Here is a 16,672-nt window from a genome sequence, read left to right on the forward strand (position 1 = left end):
GGATGCGCCCGCAGACGCGTGAAGAGCCCCGGATCTAGGCTCGAGAGAGGTCACGTTGACGCAGTCCGACGGCCGCGGCAGCGACGAGCACCACGGTGATCGCGACGACGACGAACATGGCGAACAAGTCCACGGGCCCTTCCGGCAGTGACGGAACCAGTGTGTACGGCGAGATGCCCAGCACCGCGCTGTCGAGATAGCCCAGCTCGACGAGAAGCTCGAGGAGGAACAGCACGCCGAGGACGGTATACGTGACGACGGCGGCGATCCGCGGAGCGAATGCATACAGCAGGGCAGCCACTCCGATAAGCAGCCAGATGGCCGGGAGCTTGACGAGCGTGGCAGCGATGAGGGCGGGAAGCTGTTCAGGGGTGTTCGTCGAGGCGGCGTACGTCAATCCGAGTCCGAGGCCGAAAGAAAGCTGGATGAAGGCGGTCCCCGCGAGGGCAGCGAGCAGGGCGCCTCCGGCCCATCGAACGCGGGATACAGGAGCGGCGAGCACCATATCGGCGCGGCCGCTGATCTCTTCCTGACGCAGTCGGATGATGGCCTGGATGCCGAACAGCGTCACCACTTGAGCGAAGACGTAGACGATCAAGGCCATGAATGCGAGAGCTGGCTCGGGGCCATCCGCGAGGCCGCCGAGCGTACCGCTGTCTTTCAGTTGGCGCGAGGTGCTATCGGCAAGTGCGGCGATCAGCGCGCCGAATGCGAACAGCGCAAGCGCCCACGCGATGAAGCTCCCGCGATTGAGCCGCAGAGCGAGGGTCATGGCGCCGCGAAGGGTGCCGGGTGCGTGGGTGCGGCCGCTCCGCTCTGGCAGCAGGCCCGCGCCGATGTCGCGGGCGCTGAACCGCATCGCCATCCCGAAGACCACTGCGGTGAAGGCGGTGACCAGGAGGAGGGGCCAACCGTCATCGGCCGCGTACGGTCGCACCCAGCTCAGCTGGCCGAAAGGGCTTGCCCATGCCAATCCGGGCATGGGCGCGGCGTCCGCAATCCCGCGGATGGCGTAGAAGATCGACATCACGACGACCGCGAGTGAGGTCGCTCCACGGGACGTGGCGGCCAGCATCGCGGCGACCCCGCCCACCGCGGTCATGAAAGCGCCGGCCAAGAAGAACTGCGCGCCGGTGAGCACCGAACCCGCGAGAGGGAATCCCATCGCGGTATATGCAATGGCGATCACACCGGCGGTGATGAGGCTGGCGGTCACCGCGACGATCGAGGACCCTGCGAGTGGGGTGCTGCGTCCGAGGCCGACACCGCCGAGGAATTCCCGGTAGCCGTCGTCCTCCGCAGTCCGGGTGTGGCGGATCACGGTGAAGGCGCTGGCGATCCCGAGGATGAGCGAGACCAGGCCCTGGACACGCCAGGCGGCGAGCGCCGCGACTGTGTTCGCGTTGATCCGGCCGATCATGAAGAGCTCGGCGGGCGAGCTGTTGATCTCGTGGGCGTACTCGGCCCGTGCTGGGCCGGTCGGATAGGTCGCGCCGATGGAGGCCGCGACACCGACGGCGAGGACGATCGCGAGGCCATACCAAATCGTCAACCGCAGACGGTCGCGGCGGACGATAAGGCGGACGAATGGGGCCAGACCGGTCAACGCGTTCATCTCAGCGCCCACTCCGCATCGCGGCCGGAGCGCTGTCGTAGAAGCGCATGAACAGTTCTTCCAGGGTTGGTGGCGACACTGTGATGGCGCGGATCCCGGCGGTTTGGAGTTCGCCGAGAACCGTGTCGAAGGAATCGACCTTCAGGCGGACGTGATGCCCGTCGACCTCTACAGAGGTGACCCCCGGAAGCTGGCTGAGATGAGCCGGCACCGTGTCGAGAGTCGCGGTGATCGAGGTCGACGCGAGGTGTCGGAGCTCCGACATCGAACCGGCTTCCACGATTCGGCCGGCTCGGATGATGCTGATCCGGTCGCACAGTTCTTCTACCTCGGAGAGAATGTGGCTGGACAGGAACACCGTCCGTCCCGCGAGCTTCTCCTCCGCGATCGCGTCCTTGAAGACGGCCTCCATGAGCGGGTCCAGACCGGAGGTCGGCTCGTCCAGGATGAGCAGTTCCGTGTCGGCGGCCAGGGCAGCGATCAACCCGACCTTCTGACGGTTTCCTTTGGAGTACGTGCGGGCCCTCTTGCTCGGGTCCAGATTGAAGCGTTCGATGAGCTCGTCGCGGCGCCGATGATCGAATCCGCCGCGGAACCTGCCGACGACGTCGATGATCTCGCCTCCCGTGAGGCTGGGCCATAGGGCCACATCTCCGGGAACGTACGCGAGTTTGCGGTGCACTTCGGTCGCATGCGTCCAGGGATCCAGCCCCAGAATCTTCGCCTGGCCACCATCGGCGCGAAGCAGACCCAGGAGCACGCGAATCGTGGTGGTCTTCCCCGCACCGTTGGGTCCGAGGAAGCCGTGCACCTCGCCTGGGGCGACCTGAAGCTCGAGACCATCCAGCGCACGGTTGCGGCCGAACGACTTCGTGACCGACGACATCGAGATAATGTTGTTCACGCGCACAGCGTACATCTCATTCACGAATTTTGTGAAAGTTTAGAACTCCAATGCCTGATGCTGAAGAAGTCGCCGACTTTATCGAGCGGTATGCCGAAGCCCTTGCGTTGTCCGGATGGCCGCGCATGATGGCCCGAGTGTTCGCGTATCTGATGGCAGCCGAGGACGGCCGCAGCACCGCCGCTCAACTTTCCCAGGGTCTCGGTGTAGGCGCGCCCGCCATCTCGGGCGGGATCAAGGCCCTCCTTCAGGCCGGGCTTGTCACCCGCGAGCGTGTGCCAGGGGATCGACGGGACTACTACCGGGTCCAGGAAGACACGTGGTTCCGCGCAGTCACCGGCAACGACGCAAATCTCGCGCGATGGCAGGACGCGTCTGCAGCCGGCGCACGGCTGCTCGGAACCGATACTGAGGCCGGAAGACGGTTCGAGGAGACCCGCAGGTTCTTCGAGTTCCTGCGCGTCGAGCTTCCTCGATTGATGGATCGCTGGCACGAGTCACAACAGCGCTGAGGTCGCGGGGCAGGGTTCGTCGGCCTAGCGACACCCAAGGCTGCGCCGATCGCGTAAAGCCTGCCCGGACGCGGTAGGCGTTGACTCACACGCTCCAGCAGCCCCGGGCCCCCAACACGATGAAGCGAACGCGTCGGACCACAATCCTTGCGAAATGACACCACCCCGCCGAGTGGTTCATCGTCTCCGGCACCGAGCCTCGCTGTGATGTCTCGGGACATCGGCCCCGACGGCGGTCCCCGCAAAGAGCTGCTGGACGCCGTCTGCGGAAACCGTCCCACCGCGCTCGTGGTGCGCGACGAGCACGCCGCACGGGTCAGCACCGCGGCGCTGGAGCGAGCGGGGATCACGCACAGCACCCCGGCTCCGATCGGTGGACGGATCGAGCGGGACCGAAGCGGAAGCCCCACCGGCGTGCTGCACGAAGGGGCGATGGCGCTGCTGGACGGCGTGAAACCCGCGCCCTCGTCCGACGACCTCGATACCGCGCTGGTCGCCGGTCACGACGGCGGAGTGATCCTGCGAGTCGAACACGTTCCGGATGCGGGCTCCGTCACATTCCATGTCCGCTCACTCAACCAGGGGCTCGGAGTGGTTCGTCCGCGAGGTCGGCGCATCCGAGGGTGTCGGCGTGTGCGTCGTCGAGAGCGAGCAGATCGATCCGGCCTTCCCGCTTCAGTGGTACGTCACCATCCGATCCCCTGGCGAGCCGCCGGTGAACGTGCCATCGATCGGCGATGACGTGTGCGATACCCCGTACCTCATGGTCTCGCCGACGCCGTCACGACCCATGGCGGCGAGGTAAAAATGTAGCAAGCGTTCCAGTTTCATCCTAGGGTTGGTTTCGCACATCGACTCGAGGAGGATCATGGGGCGCTCCCCGAGCAATGAGGTGGCCGGATCGTCACCATGGCGAACGGCCGCATCGTCGAACAACGGCCCAGCGAGTATCCGCTCGCGCACGGCGACCGCCCCCCGGCGCTCCATGCGGCGCGCGCAAATTGACCGAGGGAACCGTCCGTGTAATGCGTCGAAACCGGCACTCACCAGTGCGTGAGCCGATGTCGAGAACGACATTTGACACGAGTCAAATCGTGTGGTTGTTTTGGCACGAGTCAAAACACCTTCGTGTGTTCGCTCCGAACAACGAATCGTTCGTGAAAGCGCCCATCGTCGGGCGAAAGGAGACCTCATGAAGCGCCGGCCGACACCCGAAGTCCCGCCGACTCTCGATCCGAGTAGCCAGGCCGCCCAGCAGACGGCCGCCCCCGTGGTGGGACCCGGCGAGACCGCCACACTCGATCTTCCCCGGGTCGGGGCGGGGTTCATCGCTGTCTACGGGTTCACGTACTTCGGTTTCTACCTCGTGCTGTTCATGCCGTCGCTGTTCAGCCTCGCTTACAAAATCGCATTGATCGATGAGGCGGGTAAGGAGGCACACCTGGGCGTGATCGTTGGCGTGGGCTCGCTGGTGAGCCTGCTGCTGGGTCCCGTCTTCGGTGTGCTGAGCGACGGCACACGCATGCGATGGGGGCGACGGCGACCCTTCTTGGTCACGGGACTCGTCCTCGCGGCATTGAGCGCGGTATGGATCGCCGTGTCGCCGAACATCCCGATGATCCTCGTCGGTTGGCTGGTGGCCCAGGCCGCGACCAGCTCGATCAGCGCGGCCCTGAATCCGACCTTGCCCGAGTACGTGCCGCCCGCTCAGCGCGGCAAGCTCGGTGCCCTCGGCGGAGTCGCAACGTCGATCGCCGGTGTGAGCGCCACCCTTGTCGGCAGCTTCCTCACCGGCAACCTGCTTCTCCTCTTCCTCGTGCCCGTCGCCGTCTTCGCTGTGGGCGTGGTGCTGTGGCTGTTCGTCATGCCGGACGCGCCCGCGCCGCCGACGATCGCCAAGACTTCGGTATGGGCGGCTCTGCGGGCGCTCGTCTTCAATCCGTTGAAGTACCCGGACTTCTCGTGGGTGTGGATCGGCAAGCTCTTCCTGAATATCGGGATCGCATTCTTCTCCACGTTCCAGCTCTACTTCCTCATCGACCGACTGGGCTTTACCGCTGAGACGGCCGGCAGGCAGCTGGCTGTCGTGGGTGGCATCAGCCTTCTCGCGACGATGCTGTTCACCATCGCCGGCGGGTGGCTCTCCGACAAGCTGGGACGACGGAAGCCCTTCCTCTATGTCGCGTCGAGCTTGGTGGCCGCGGGGGCTATCATCGCCGGCTTCGCGCCGGACTTCCTCGTCTACGCGATCGGCGGTACCCTCCTGGCGGCTGGCACCGGCGCCTTCAACTCCGTCGACCTCGCCCTGGCCGCCGACGTGCTGCCCAACGAGAAGGAAGGCGGCAAGTGGATGTCGATCTACTTCCTCTCCGGCAGCCTGGCGTCCGCCGTCGGACCCATCGTCGCCCCCCTCGTCCTCGCAGTCGGTTCCGGCGGCGCGAACTACACAGCACTCTTCGTGTCGGGCGGTGCGATCGCGCTCGGCGCTGCCATCACCGCTTCCCGCGTGAGAGGGGCACGCTGATGCCTATCGAGCCGACATACGGATTCATCGCGTCGGACACCCCCTACGAGGACGGCGCTCCCCTCCCCTACTTCAGGCGGAGCTTCGACGTCGGGCCAGGACTGCGCACCGCCACACTGCGCGTGACTGCGCTCGGCATCGTCGAGCCCTTCCTCAACGGGTGCCGAATCGGCGACGAAGTACTGGCTCCCGGCTGGACCTCATACCGGCACCGCGTCTCGGTGCGAACGCACGACGTCACCGCGGTCATCACGCCGGGCCAGAACGCCATCGGAGCGATCGTGGGCGAGGGCTGGGCCGTGGGCCGCATCGGTTACGAGGGTAAACGGCACCACTACAGCGATCGCCCCGCCCTCTACCTGGAGCTTGAACTCGACTACGGCACGCACGTCGAGAGGATCGGCACAGATCCTCAGTTCCGCATCGATACGGGGGCTGTACGCGCGGGTGGCATCTACGACGGTGAGATGTACGATGCTCGTCTCGAACCGCACGGCTGGAGCACCCCCGACTTCGACGACTCAGGCTGGCAGAACGCCGTCGCGTTCGAGTGGGACCTCAACACGCTCGAGCACGACGTCGCGCCGCCCATCCGCCGGATCGAGGAACTGCATCCGGTGTCGATCTCGACGACCACGACCGGGAAGAGCATCGTCGACTTCGGTCAGGTGCTCACGGGGTGGGTCCGCCTCACTGTCTCGGGGCGAAGCGGCGAGACGATCACCTTGCGTCACGCCGAGACGCTCACGCCCGCCGGTGAGCTCGAGCCCGAGACGCTCCGGACGGCGAAGTCGACGGACCGCTACATCCTCCGAGGCGACGGCCTGGAGACCTGGGAGCCTCGATTCACATTCCACGGGTTCCGCTACGTCGAGGTCGACGGGTGGCCGGGCGAGCTTTCGCCCGACAACCTGACCGCGGTCGTCGTCCACAGCGAGATGACACGGACCGGGTGGTTCGAGTCGTCCGATCCGCTGCTGAACCGGCTACACGAGAATGTCGTGTGGTCGATGCGTGGGAACTTCGTGGGTGTCCCTACAGACTGTCCTCAACGCGATGAGCGACTCGGGTGGACCGGGGACCTGCATGCATTCACGCCCACCGCGGCCTTCCTCTACGACGTGCGAGGGGTTCTCGGCTCATGGCTCCGTGACCTGGCAGCGGAACAGAGCGAGAAGGGGTTCGTTCCGTGGGTGGTGCCGGATGTCCTCAGTACACCGTCGGCCCCGACAGCACTGTGGAGCGACGTCGCCGTGGGGCTCCCGTGGGCGTTGTACCGGGAGTACGGCGATCCCGAGATCCTGCGCCGGAGCTACCACTCCATGACGGCATTCGTGGACCAGGTGCAGGGGCTCCTAGACCCGAACGGCCTGTGGGGTTCGGGATATCAGTTCGGGGACTGGCTCGACCCCGACGCCCCTGCCGACGACGCGAGTGGCGGCAAGACCGACCGCCATCTCGTCGCAACCGCCTACCTGGTGAAGACGGCGACCGAGATGGCTGCCGCCGCCCGCGTCCTGGACCTCCCGCAGGACGCCGAACGATACGCGGCGCTTGCCGAGCGCGTCCGCGCGGCGTTCAGGTGGGAGTATGTCGCACCCTCCGGGCGACTGGTGAGCGAGTCGGCGACCGCCTACGCCCTCGCGATCTGCTTCGACCTGCTCGACGAGGATCAGCGGCCGACCGCCGGGCGGCGTCTTGCGGAACTGGTGGCCAAGGCGGGGTACACCGTGTCGACAGGATTCGCCGGCACGCCTCTCGTCGCGCATGCTCTGTCTGACACCGGCCACCTCGACACGGCGTACCTGCTGCTGATGGAGCAGGAGTGCCCGTCGTTCCTGTACCCGGTGACGATGGGTGCGACCACGATCTGGGAACGCTGGGACGCGATCCGCCCGGACGGGACGCTCAACTCCACCGGAATGACTTCGCTGAACCACTACGCGCTCGGGGCGATCGCGCACTGGATGCACCGTGTGATCGGCGGGCTCGAGGCGATCGACGCCGGCTACTCACGGATACGGATAGCCCCGCAGCCTGGCGGTGGGCTCAGGCGTGCGCGCATCGTGCACGACACTGTTCACGGGCGTGTGGAGGTCGCGTGGCGACTCGACGGCGGTCAAATGACGCTCGACGCGATAGTGCCCGAAGGGACTTCGGCCGAGGTGATTCTCCCGCTCCACCCGGATGCGGCACGAGAGACGGTCGGCGGCGGCACTCACTCATGGGTCTACGACATCGTAGGAGACGAACGTCGCGAGCGCTACACGTTCGACACGCCGCTGAAGACGATCGCCGATGACCCGGCCGCATGGAGATCCCTCACGCGCGTATTCAGAAAACACTTGCCGTTCCCGATCGACGGAGCTGCTCCGGAAGCGGCGAGCATCACCCTGCGTACTCTTCTGCCGATGATCCCGCTCACGACTCCTGCTCTCGAGCAGGATCTCCACGAAGCGCTGGAGGCGCTGTGACCACACCCCCCGGCGTCCCGGCGCCCAGCGAGCCGACTGCGCAGAATCCGACGACCGAGCCCGGTGTGATCTGCAATCCGATCGACCTCGCCTATCGGTATCAAGACTTCGGCCGTGGCCCGCTGCGAACTGTCTACAGAGAAGCAGCCGATCCTTCCGTGGTGCGATATCGGGATCGCTTCTATCTGTTCGCATCGGTGAGCGGCGGTTTCTGGCATTCGGCGGATATGGTCCGCTGGGAGTTCGTCGCCACCCCCACGCTGCCGGCCGGTGACTACGCGCCCGATGTCCGCGAAGTGGACGGAGCGCTCGTGGTCACGGCATCCCGACGCAAGCCCGGAGGGCCGGTGTTCCGGTCGACTGACCCCCTCAAGGACGGCTTCCAGCAGGTGAACACGAGCACCTTTGCGTATTGGGACCCCAACGTGTTCCAGGACGAGGACTCCCGCACCTACCTCTACTGGGGTTGCTCCAACAGCGAACCCGTGCGGGGGATCTTGGTGGACCCGGGGTCGCTGGCCCCCGCCGGGGAGGGAGTCGCGTTGCTCGGCGGCGAGCCCCGCACCCACGGGTGGGAGCGCAACGGCGAATCGAATCGTATGACCCCGCCCGCCACCATCCGCGAGAAGCTCCTGGCCCGGCTGTTCGGCACACACAGTGAGGCGCCGTATATCGAGGGCGCATGGATGACGAAACACGACGGCAGGTACTACCTGCAGTACGCCGGTCCCGGCACGGAGTACAACGTCTACGCCGATGGGTACTACACGGCCACGTCCCCGCTCGGGCCGTTCGAATACTCGGCTCACAGCCCGTTCTCGTCCAAGCCCGGCGGGTTCATCACTGGCGCGGGCCACGGGAGCACTTTCCAGGATGCGTATGGCAATTGGTGGCACGCCGCCACGATGCGCATCTCCGTCAACCATCGCTTCGAGCGACGCATCGGCATCTTCCCTGCCGGCTTCGATGACGATGGCGTGCTCTTTTGCAATCAGAATTTCGGCGACTTTCCGATGATCGTGCCGACTCGGCGGGTCGACCCATGGACGGAAGTCGGCGCCGGTTGGATGCTGCAGTCGTTTCGTGCCGAAGCGAGTGCCACATCCTCCGCTCCCGGTCATGGACCCGAGTTGGCGGTAGACGAGGACATCCGGACGTGGTGGGTGGCGGGGAGCTCACGGGACGGCGAGGCTTTGACCATCGACATGGGCCACGCGCGGTCTGTGTCCGCAGTGCAGGTGAACGTCGCCGATCACCGCATCGCCGCGGTCAAGCCGCGCACGAAACTCCGCGACCCCGACTACCAGCCGGTCGCCCTCCGTGCCGTTCACCCTCAGGACCACCCCGTGCGCTACATACTGGAGGGCTCGACGGACGGCCGGTACTGGAGCGTGCTGCACGATGGCAGAGTCGACCGGGCGGATGCGCCTCACCGTCTGGTGGTGCTGCCGGAGCCCCGAATGCTGCGTCACGTGCGAGTGACCGGCGTGTCGTCGCCTTGGAATGCCCCGCTCGCAGTCAGCGGCGTTCGCGTTTTCGGCCTCGACGATGTCCCCGCACCGTCCGCGGTCACGCCAATCGCACATCGGATGGGGCCGCTCGACGCGCACGTCCGCTGGGACGCGAGCGCGGGAGCCGACGGCTACAACGTGCGGTACGGTCTGCGACCGGACCGGCTCTACCACTCATGGCAGGTCTGGGCCGACGAAGAACTCACTGTGTCGACGCTCAACGCCGGCCACGCGTACTGGGTTGCCGTGGACGCCTTCGGCCCCGGCGGCGTGACCACCGGACAGCCGGTTCCCATCGCGAACCCCTCGCAGTGAACCCGGCCGGCGCGTGTTGAGAGCGCCCGAGTGCGACGCGCACTCGGCGTTCTCAACACATCGGGTTCAGCGCGTTCCGTCGCGCGATCCCGCCCAGCCAGGCGAGGCTCGGCTTGGGCCGCCGTTCGAAGGTGCCGCGGTCGACCCGGGCGAGGCCGAACGTGGGCTCCCAGCGCCCCCACTCGAAATTGTCGAGCAGGCTCCAGTGGAGGTACCCGCGCACGTCGATGCCCTCCGAGACAGCGGCATGCAGATCCTGCAGCGCCACCGAGGTGTACGCGATGCGACGCTCGTCGTCATCAGTGGCGATCCCGTTCTCGGTGACGAGAATGGGGATGCCGGAACCGACCACGTCGCGCGTGTGACGGATAGCGATGCCGAGCGCATCCGGCCGGTAGGCCCAGCCCATCAGGGTGTTGTCGTCGGCCGGCGGATGCGGGACGATGCCGTTCGCGTCGACCGGCTGGCTCGTGTAGGACTGCACGCCCACGAAGTCGTCCTCGCGACTGACCTCGAGGAACTTGTCTTCGATCAGGTACTGCACCTCGGCGTACTTGTCCTCCGCACCGGGTGTGGGCGTCAGCGCTTGATTCGCGACGGTCCAGCCGACGTGCGCGCCGGTCAGTCGCCGCACGATGGGCGCGACCGCGCGGTGGGCGGCGATGAGGACGTCGGCGATCTCCTGGTCCGGCATCCCGTGCTCCGGATACGGGTTCCCCATCGCGACTTGGCGCTGCCCGCCGTGCGTGATCGAGAGCATGTTCGGCTCGTTGATCGTGACGATCCAGCGGACGTCGGCGAGGACCGAGCACGCCTGCTCGACGTACGCCGCGAACGCGTCCACGGCACCCTCGCCGAGCCACGCGCCGCGGTCGTCGAACCAGAGCGGGTGTGTGAAGTGATGCAGTGTCACGACGGGCTCGAGTCCGAGCTCGCGCGCCGTGTCGATCATCCGCCGGTAGTGTGCGAGCTCCGCGCGCGAGTAGCGACCGGGGAGAGGCTCGATGCGCGACCACTCGATGCTGAACCGGTAGGCGTTCATGCCCGCGTCGGCCAGCAGCTGCATGTCCTCGCGGAAGCGGTGATAGCTGTCGAGCGCGTCTCCGCTGGGCTGCACGCCGTAGTCTGCTGCGACCTGCTCGAGGCGCCACCAGTCATTGTTGAGATTGTTGCCTTCGACCTGGTGTGCCGCGGTGGCGGCTCCCCAGAGGAAGTCGGCCGGGAATTCCTGACGCATGTGATCGCCTCTCGTTCGGATCGGGTGGTTCAGAGGACCGATTTCATCTGCCGTGCGATGAGGTTCGTCGTCCACCGCGGCGCCGTGCGCACCAGACGGTCCAGCATGCGCGCGTCCGCACCCACCAGGATGCGGAACCTGCCGCGCTCGATCCCCCGCACGATCTGGACGCCGGCGTCGCGTGGCGTAGTGGCGCGCACACGGCGACCACCGCTGTCGATCATCGCCACGCCGGAGTTCTTGCTGATCTCGGTCGCGATGTTGCCGGGGAAGATCGCGGACACTTCGATCGGGTCGCCGGCGAGTTCCTGGTAGAGCCCCTCGGTGTACTGCTTCACTGCGCCCTTGCTGGCGCCGTAGACGGTTTGGCCGGCGAATGCCACGAGGGCCGACAGGCTCGACATATTCGTGAGCGATGCCGCAGGGCGAGTGCGGAGCACCGGAAGGAACGCGCGGCACATCGTGACAGTGCCCCAGAAGTTCACGTCCATGATGCGGTGCATCTCGTCGAGCGACAGCTCCACGCTCGGAACGAACCGGTGGATGATGCCGGCGATGTTGACGACCCCGTCGATCTGACCGTGCGTCGCCTCAACGACGGCGGGGAGCGCGGCGACAGCGGCGTCGTCGGTCACATCTACGCGGTGGGTGCTGACCCGCGCCGGGTCGGATGACAGGGCGACGGTGTGCGCGAGCGCCTCGTCACTCATGTCGACGGCGGCGACCCGCGCGCCCTTTCGGACGAGCTCGAGCGCGACCTCGCGACCCATTCCGTTTCCGGCGCCGGTGACGACGAAGACCTTGTCGGCGATCTGCATGCGGGTGTCCTATCGGGTCGCGGCCATGAGGGCTTCGAGCGCCTCGTCAGCGATCGGCAGCCCCGAGATCCGGACGAACTGGCGCATCGTCATGGACCGCACCATCGCCATCTGCTCGTCGGGTACCTCGACCGCGGCGAACCCCAGCGCGTGCATGGTCTGGTCGCCGACGTCCGGATGATCGAGCCATGCGCCGACGGCGGTGTCGAGCGTGAGCTCACCCGCGACGCGATCGCCCTCCAGGGTGATCGCTCGACGGGCGATGACGGTCGACGCGTCTGCGGCGAGCTCGACGGTGTACTCGCCGGGGGCGACGACCCAGCCTGCGCGCTCGATGTCCCAGTACGCGAACGCGCGGCGCGGTAGCTCGATCCGGACCTCGGCCGATTCGCCGGGAGCGAGGCTGAGCTTGTCGAAGCCGCGCAGCTCGCGAATGGGGCGTCGTACGGGTCCGGCGTTGGTGGCCACGTAGAGCTGGACGACGTGCTTTCCGGCGCGCCGACCGGTGTTGCGCACCCGGACCGTGACGAGAGCGGTGTCGGGGCCGGTCATCTCGACATCGGCGATGTCGCTGTCGAACGTCGTGTACGACAGGCCGTAGCCGAATGGGTATCGCACGGGAGTGTCTGAGGTCGCGAAGTAGCGGTAGCCGACGAGGACGCCCTCGCCGTAGCGTACGTGGCCTTGCTCGCCAGGGAAGTTCAGCCACGACGGGTGGTCCTCGATCCGCAGCGGGATGGTCTCGGCCAGGCGTCCGGACGGGTTCGCCGCGCCCGTGAGCAGCCGAGCGATCGCGTGCCCGCCACCCTGCCCGAGCACGAAGGCGTCGAGGATGGCGTCGACGTCGTCGTGCCAGCCCTCGAGGCTCACGATGCCACCGTGGGAGAGCACCACGATGGTGCGTTGAGCCGCGCTCGCCACGGCGCGGATGACCTGGATCTGGTCGGCCGGGAGCAGGATGCTGTCGCGGTCGAACCCTTCCGACTCCTGCTGCTCGCCGAGCCCCGCGAACACGACCGCGACGTCAGCGCGGCGTGCGACCTCGACCGCCTCGGCGAGAAGGTCCGCCGCCGTGGCGGCGCCGTCGACCGCGTAGCCCTCCGCGAACGTCACACTGCCCCCACACGCCTCGATGAGGCTGCGGATCTCAGCCAGCGGCTCGTCCACTCTCGTGGCATTCACGTGCGCGCTGCCGCCGCCCTGGAAGCGTGGCTGGCGGGCGAGCACGCCGATCACCGCGACATCGACTCCGCTCGGGAGAGGGAGCACGTCGTGTTTGTTGCGCAGGAGCACCACGCAGTCCTCTGCGAGCTCGCGGGCGAGCGCATGGTAGACATCCTCGTCGATCGGCACGGCAGAAGGGCGCTCGACCGCGGCCAGCGCCGACAGCCGTGCTACCGCCGCATCCACGGTGGCGATGTCGATGCGGCCCGCCTCGAGCGCCGCGCGGAGTTCTTCGACCCGTCCGTCTTCAGCCGGCATCTCGAGGTCGAGACCCGCCTCGAGCGCGCTCACCCGGTCGGTCACGGAGCTCCAGTCCGACATCACCGCCCCAGCGAAACCCCATTCCTCCCGCAGCACCTGCGTGAGCAGCCAGCGGTTCGCCCACGTGTGCACGCCGTTGATCCTGTTGTAGGAGGTCATGACGGTGCGCGGCCCGGCCTCCGTGACGACGCGTTCGAATGCCGGGAGATAGATTTCGCGCAAGGTGCGCTCGTCGACGTCCGAGCTGATGGTCTGGCGGTCCGTTTCCTGGTTGTTCGCCGCGAAGTGCTTCACCGACACTCCCGGACCCTCCGCTTGAAGGGCTCGGGTGAACGAAGCGCCCAGCACCCCGGAGACGAGCGGGTCCTCCGAGTAGTACTCGAAGTTTCGTCCGCACAGCGGGCTGCGCTTGATGTTCACGCCGGGCCCGAGCACGATGTCGACGCCCCGTGCCACCGCTTCACGCCCCAGCGCCGTGCCCAGTCTTCCGGCGAGCTCGCGGTCCCAGCTGTTGCCGACGGCCACTCCCGGCGGGAAGCACGTGGCGGGGTCGCTTGCGAAGATCGCGAGGTTGTCGTGCTGCCCCGACTGGTGCCGGAGCCCATAGGGGCCATCGGCGAGCACAAGAGAACGGATGCCATGCTCTGGGACGGCGTGCGTCTCCCAGAAGTTGGCGCCGACCAGCAGCGCGAGCTTGTCGTCGAGCGGGATCTGGGCAGCCTGCGCTGCGCCGCGGGTGTCGGTCATCGGTCTGCTCCGTGTGGGATGGTCTCGGGGCCTGGGAGGGCGAGAGTGGTCTGATGGGCGGGCGAGGCGGCGACCGCGGTGATGTCGACCGAGGCGGCTCCGTGCGTCCGTGAGCTCGCGGTCACCCGGACGGTGCCCTCGCTCCCGGTCGAACGCAGGATCGCAAGAGCACGCCCGCGATACGTCGTGGTCCAGGCGCCCACGTAGGACTGCTCGGTAGCCGGCGCCGCCGAACCGAGACCCACAAGTTCGGCGGGTCCATCGAGCGAGATCTCGATGAGGTCGTCGTCCAGCATCTCGGCGACACCGCCTGCGTCGGCGAGCTCGACGTGTACATACGCGAGGTCGGCGCCGTCTGCGGTCAGCGTGCGGGCTTCGGGCGCGAGACGCACGGTCGTTGGTCCGGACGTCGACCGCAACTCGCTGCGGGACACCTCGCGCCCGTCGCGGTACGCGATCGCCAGCAGGGTTCCCGGCTCGTACCGGACGCCGAAGCGAGTGCGGTACCCGACGCGTTCCCCCGCTCGGCGTCGGCCGAGCGAGCGCCCGTTCAGCACGAGCTCGATCTCGTCATCGGTGCTGTACACCTCGACCTCGGCGCGCACCCCCTCGCATCCTTGCCAGGCCCAGCTCTCCACAGCATCGGTGAACCGCCACGCGGAACGGACGTAGGGCTTGCCGCTGCGATCGACGGGCCGGACGGTGATGGCGGGCGCCTGCAGAACCCCCCACGCAGCCTGCGCGAGGCGCAGCGACGCGTCAGGGCGCCCCGTGAGGTCGAACATCCCCGGCCCCGCAACGATGTACGGGTACGGCTTCGCCAGCCCCGCCTTCCGGCCCGGCACCCACACGGCGACGCCCGCCTCACCGAGGTACTCCCAGCCCGCCCAGACGAAGTCGCCGATGACGGCCGGGTGCCGCTTGACGAGTTCCCACGCGCGGGGCACGTCGCCCGGCAGGGTCTCGGAGCCGAGGATCACGCGATGCGGATACCGGCGCACGTCGCTGGGGTACCGAGCCACGCCGTAGTTGTAGCCGGCGACATCGACGGTGGCGAAGGCATCCCTCGACGCCTTGTCGGCGCGAGGCAGGCGCGACACCAATCGCATCATCCTGCCGATGTGGTTGATCATCACATTGGCCTCGGTGCTGCCTGCCATGGCAGGCTCGGACGCGGGCGTCGGATCCGCCCGGTACGGCGATGCGTTCATCGTCACCATGGCGTTGAGGAACAGGTTCACAGCGAGCGTGACCGGACGGGTCGGATCGGCCGCGTGGAAGTGCTCGGTGATCTCCCGCGAGAGGGCGACGCCATCCGGCGTGGCCGTCTCGGGGATCTCATTGCCGGTGGCGTACATGATGACGCAGGCGTAATTGCGGTCCTTGGCGACCAGCGCATCCGCGTCGCCTCTCCAGGTGTCGCGGAAGCGGTCCGAATGGTCGTGCCTCGTCTTGCGCACGAACCAGTAGTCGGCGAGTTCGTCGACGACGTACATGCCGAGCTCATCGCATGCATCGAGGAGGTGACGCGAGGCCGGGTTGTGAGCGCTGCGGATCGCATTGAACCCCGCCTCTTTGAGGAGGCGGATCCGCCTGAACTCGGCGGCACGGTGCGTGGCCGCCCCCAGCAGGCCGTTGTCGTGATGGATGCACGCGCCCGCCAGCAGCACCTCACGGCCGTTGATGCGCAGACCGCGAGCGGCGTCGACCTCGACGATCCGGAGCCCCACCGGGGCACGCCAGACGTCGAGCGTCTCCCCTCCCGAGGTGGCCACGACCTCCAGCTCGTAGCGGAACGGATCTTCCGCGCTCCAGGGACGCGGGGCCGGAACGGCGAGCTCGATGGCTCCGTGGGGCATCTCGGCACGCGCCACTTCGACGCCGTCGGCCGACAGCGTCGCGGTCAGAACGACGTCGCACGGGGGTGCCCCTTCCAACCGAGCGGTGATGTCTACCCAGGCTCGCGCGGCATCGAGGCGGCGCGTCTGCACACGCACGGCGTCGCGGCCGAAATGCACCGCGCGTCGAACGCGAACCTGCACCGGGCGGTAGAGGCCGGAGCCGGGGTACCAACGTTCGCTCGGCTGGTCGCGGTGACTCACGCGCACTCGGATCTCGTTGTCACCACCCCACTCCAGCGCGTCACTGATCGGCAGCTCGAATTCGACGTATCCGCTCCGGATCTCGCCTGCGACCTGGCCGTTGACCGTCACGACGGAATCACCCTGCACACCTTCGAAAACCAGGCTGGCGGTGAGCTCCTCCCCCGCCGGGGCGGTCCAGACCGTTCGGTACTCGTAGTCACCGCCGAGGAACCAGGCTGTCTCAGATCCGCCCGGTGCCGACGGGGAACGGCCGGCGGTCAGCATCGCGTCGTGCGGGACGCGCACCGCGGTCTCGCTCCCTCCCTCCGCGCTGACGAACCAGTCGACGAGCGGGTGATCCGCGATGGGCGGGACGGGGGTGTTCATTGGGCGACGGTGTCCTCGAAGTCGGTGAGGCCGCGTAGCTGAATCGGCTCGGACTCAGG

12 protein-coding genes are annotated in these 16,672 nt (G+C 67.3%); 5 read left to right on the forward strand and 7 right to left on the reverse strand.

The window, feature by feature from the left end; all coding sequences use genetic code 11:
* Positions 1–34: 34 nt before the first annotated feature.
* Together AC3ANN_RS15070 and AC3ANN_RS15075 are read right to left on the reverse strand one after the other, a co-directional pair.
* Positions 35–1,552, reverse strand: coding sequence for an ABC transporter permease (locus AC3ANN_RS15070; protein WP_488338201.1), 1,518 nt, complete (start codon positions 1,550–1,552; stop codon positions 35–37).
* 64 nt (positions 1,553–1,616) lie between these two features.
* The gene (locus tag AC3ANN_RS15075) at positions 1,617–2,534 is read right to left on the reverse strand and encodes an ABC transporter ATP-binding protein (RefSeq protein WP_488340846.1); all 918 of its coding nucleotides are present in this window, start codon (positions 2,532–2,534) and stop codon (positions 1,617–1,619) included.
* Positions 2,535–2,569: 35 nt separating this feature from the next.
* On the opposite strand from AC3ANN_RS15075, the gene AC3ANN_RS15080 reads away from it, so the two are divergent.
* Positions 2,570–3,031: a GbsR/MarR family transcriptional regulator gene (locus AC3ANN_RS15080; protein WP_488338202.1), complete on the forward strand. Its 462-nt coding sequence runs from the start codon at positions 2,570–2,572 to the stop codon at positions 3,029–3,031.
* A gap of 207 nt (positions 3,032–3,238) precedes the next feature.
* Positions 3,239–3,772, forward strand: coding sequence for an amidohydrolase family protein (locus tag AC3ANN_RS15085; RefSeq protein WP_488338203.1), 534 nt, complete (start codon positions 3,239–3,241; stop codon positions 3,770–3,772).
* Here AC3ANN_RS15085 and AC3ANN_RS15090 read toward each other — a convergent pair.
* The gene (locus AC3ANN_RS15090) at positions 3,707–4,108 is read right to left on the reverse strand and encodes a hypothetical protein (RefSeq protein ID WP_488340914.1); all 402 of its coding nucleotides are present in this window, start codon (positions 4,106–4,108) and stop codon (positions 3,707–3,709) included. The genes AC3ANN_RS15085 and AC3ANN_RS15090 overlap by 66 nt on opposite strands.
* Before the next feature lie 115 nt (positions 4,109–4,223).
* On the opposite strand from AC3ANN_RS15090, the gene AC3ANN_RS15095 reads away from it, so the two are divergent.
* The 3 genes from AC3ANN_RS15095 to AC3ANN_RS15105 all read left to right on the forward strand — a co-directional run bounded on the left by AC3ANN_RS15095 (position 4,224) and on the right by AC3ANN_RS15105 (position 9,855).
* Positions 4,224–5,555, forward strand: a complete 1,332-nt coding sequence (locus tag AC3ANN_RS15095) for an MFS transporter (protein ID WP_488338204.1) — start codon at positions 4,224–4,226, stop codon at positions 5,553–5,555.
* On the forward strand, positions 5,555–8,029 hold the full coding sequence (locus AC3ANN_RS15100; protein WP_488338205.1) for an alpha-L-rhamnosidase: 2,475 nt from the start codon (positions 5,555–5,557) through the stop codon (positions 8,027–8,029). Before AC3ANN_RS15095 ends, AC3ANN_RS15100 begins: the two co-directional genes overlap by 1 nt.
* Before the next feature lie 65 nt (positions 8,030–8,094).
* On the forward strand, positions 8,095–9,855 hold the full coding sequence (locus AC3ANN_RS15105; protein WP_488338206.1) for a family 43 glycosylhydrolase: 1,761 nt from the start codon (positions 8,095–8,097) through the stop codon (positions 9,853–9,855).
* A 52-nt stretch (positions 9,856–9,907) separates the two neighbouring features.
* Here AC3ANN_RS15105 and AC3ANN_RS15110 read toward each other — a convergent pair whose 3' ends face one another.
* Genes AC3ANN_RS15110 through AC3ANN_RS15125 form a run of 4 tightly spaced genes read right to left on the reverse strand, consistent with a single transcriptional unit; the run spans position 9,908 to position 16,613 of the window.
* Positions 9,908–11,092, reverse strand: a complete 1,185-nt coding sequence (locus AC3ANN_RS15110) for a glycoside hydrolase family 1 protein (RefSeq protein ID WP_488338207.1) — start codon at positions 11,090–11,092, stop codon at positions 9,908–9,910.
* 29 nt (positions 11,093–11,121) lie between these two features.
* A complete protein-coding gene (locus AC3ANN_RS15115; protein WP_488338208.1) occupies positions 11,122–11,910 on the reverse strand; it encodes an SDR family NAD(P)-dependent oxidoreductase in 789 nt (262 codons plus the stop codon).
* 9 nt (positions 11,911–11,919) lie between these two features.
* Positions 11,920–14,142, reverse strand: coding sequence for a beta-glucosidase (locus tag AC3ANN_RS15120; RefSeq protein ID WP_488338209.1), 2,223 nt, complete (start codon positions 14,140–14,142; stop codon positions 11,920–11,922).
* Positions 14,139–16,613, reverse strand: coding sequence for a glycoside hydrolase family 2 TIM barrel-domain containing protein (locus tag AC3ANN_RS15125; protein ID WP_488338210.1), 2,475 nt, complete (start codon positions 16,611–16,613; stop codon positions 14,139–14,141). Before AC3ANN_RS15125 ends, AC3ANN_RS15120 begins: the two co-directional genes overlap by 4 nt.
* Positions 16,614–16,672: the final 59 nt, after the last annotated feature.

The sequence above is a fragment of the Microbacterium sp. STRO-2N genome (assembly GCF_057747775.1).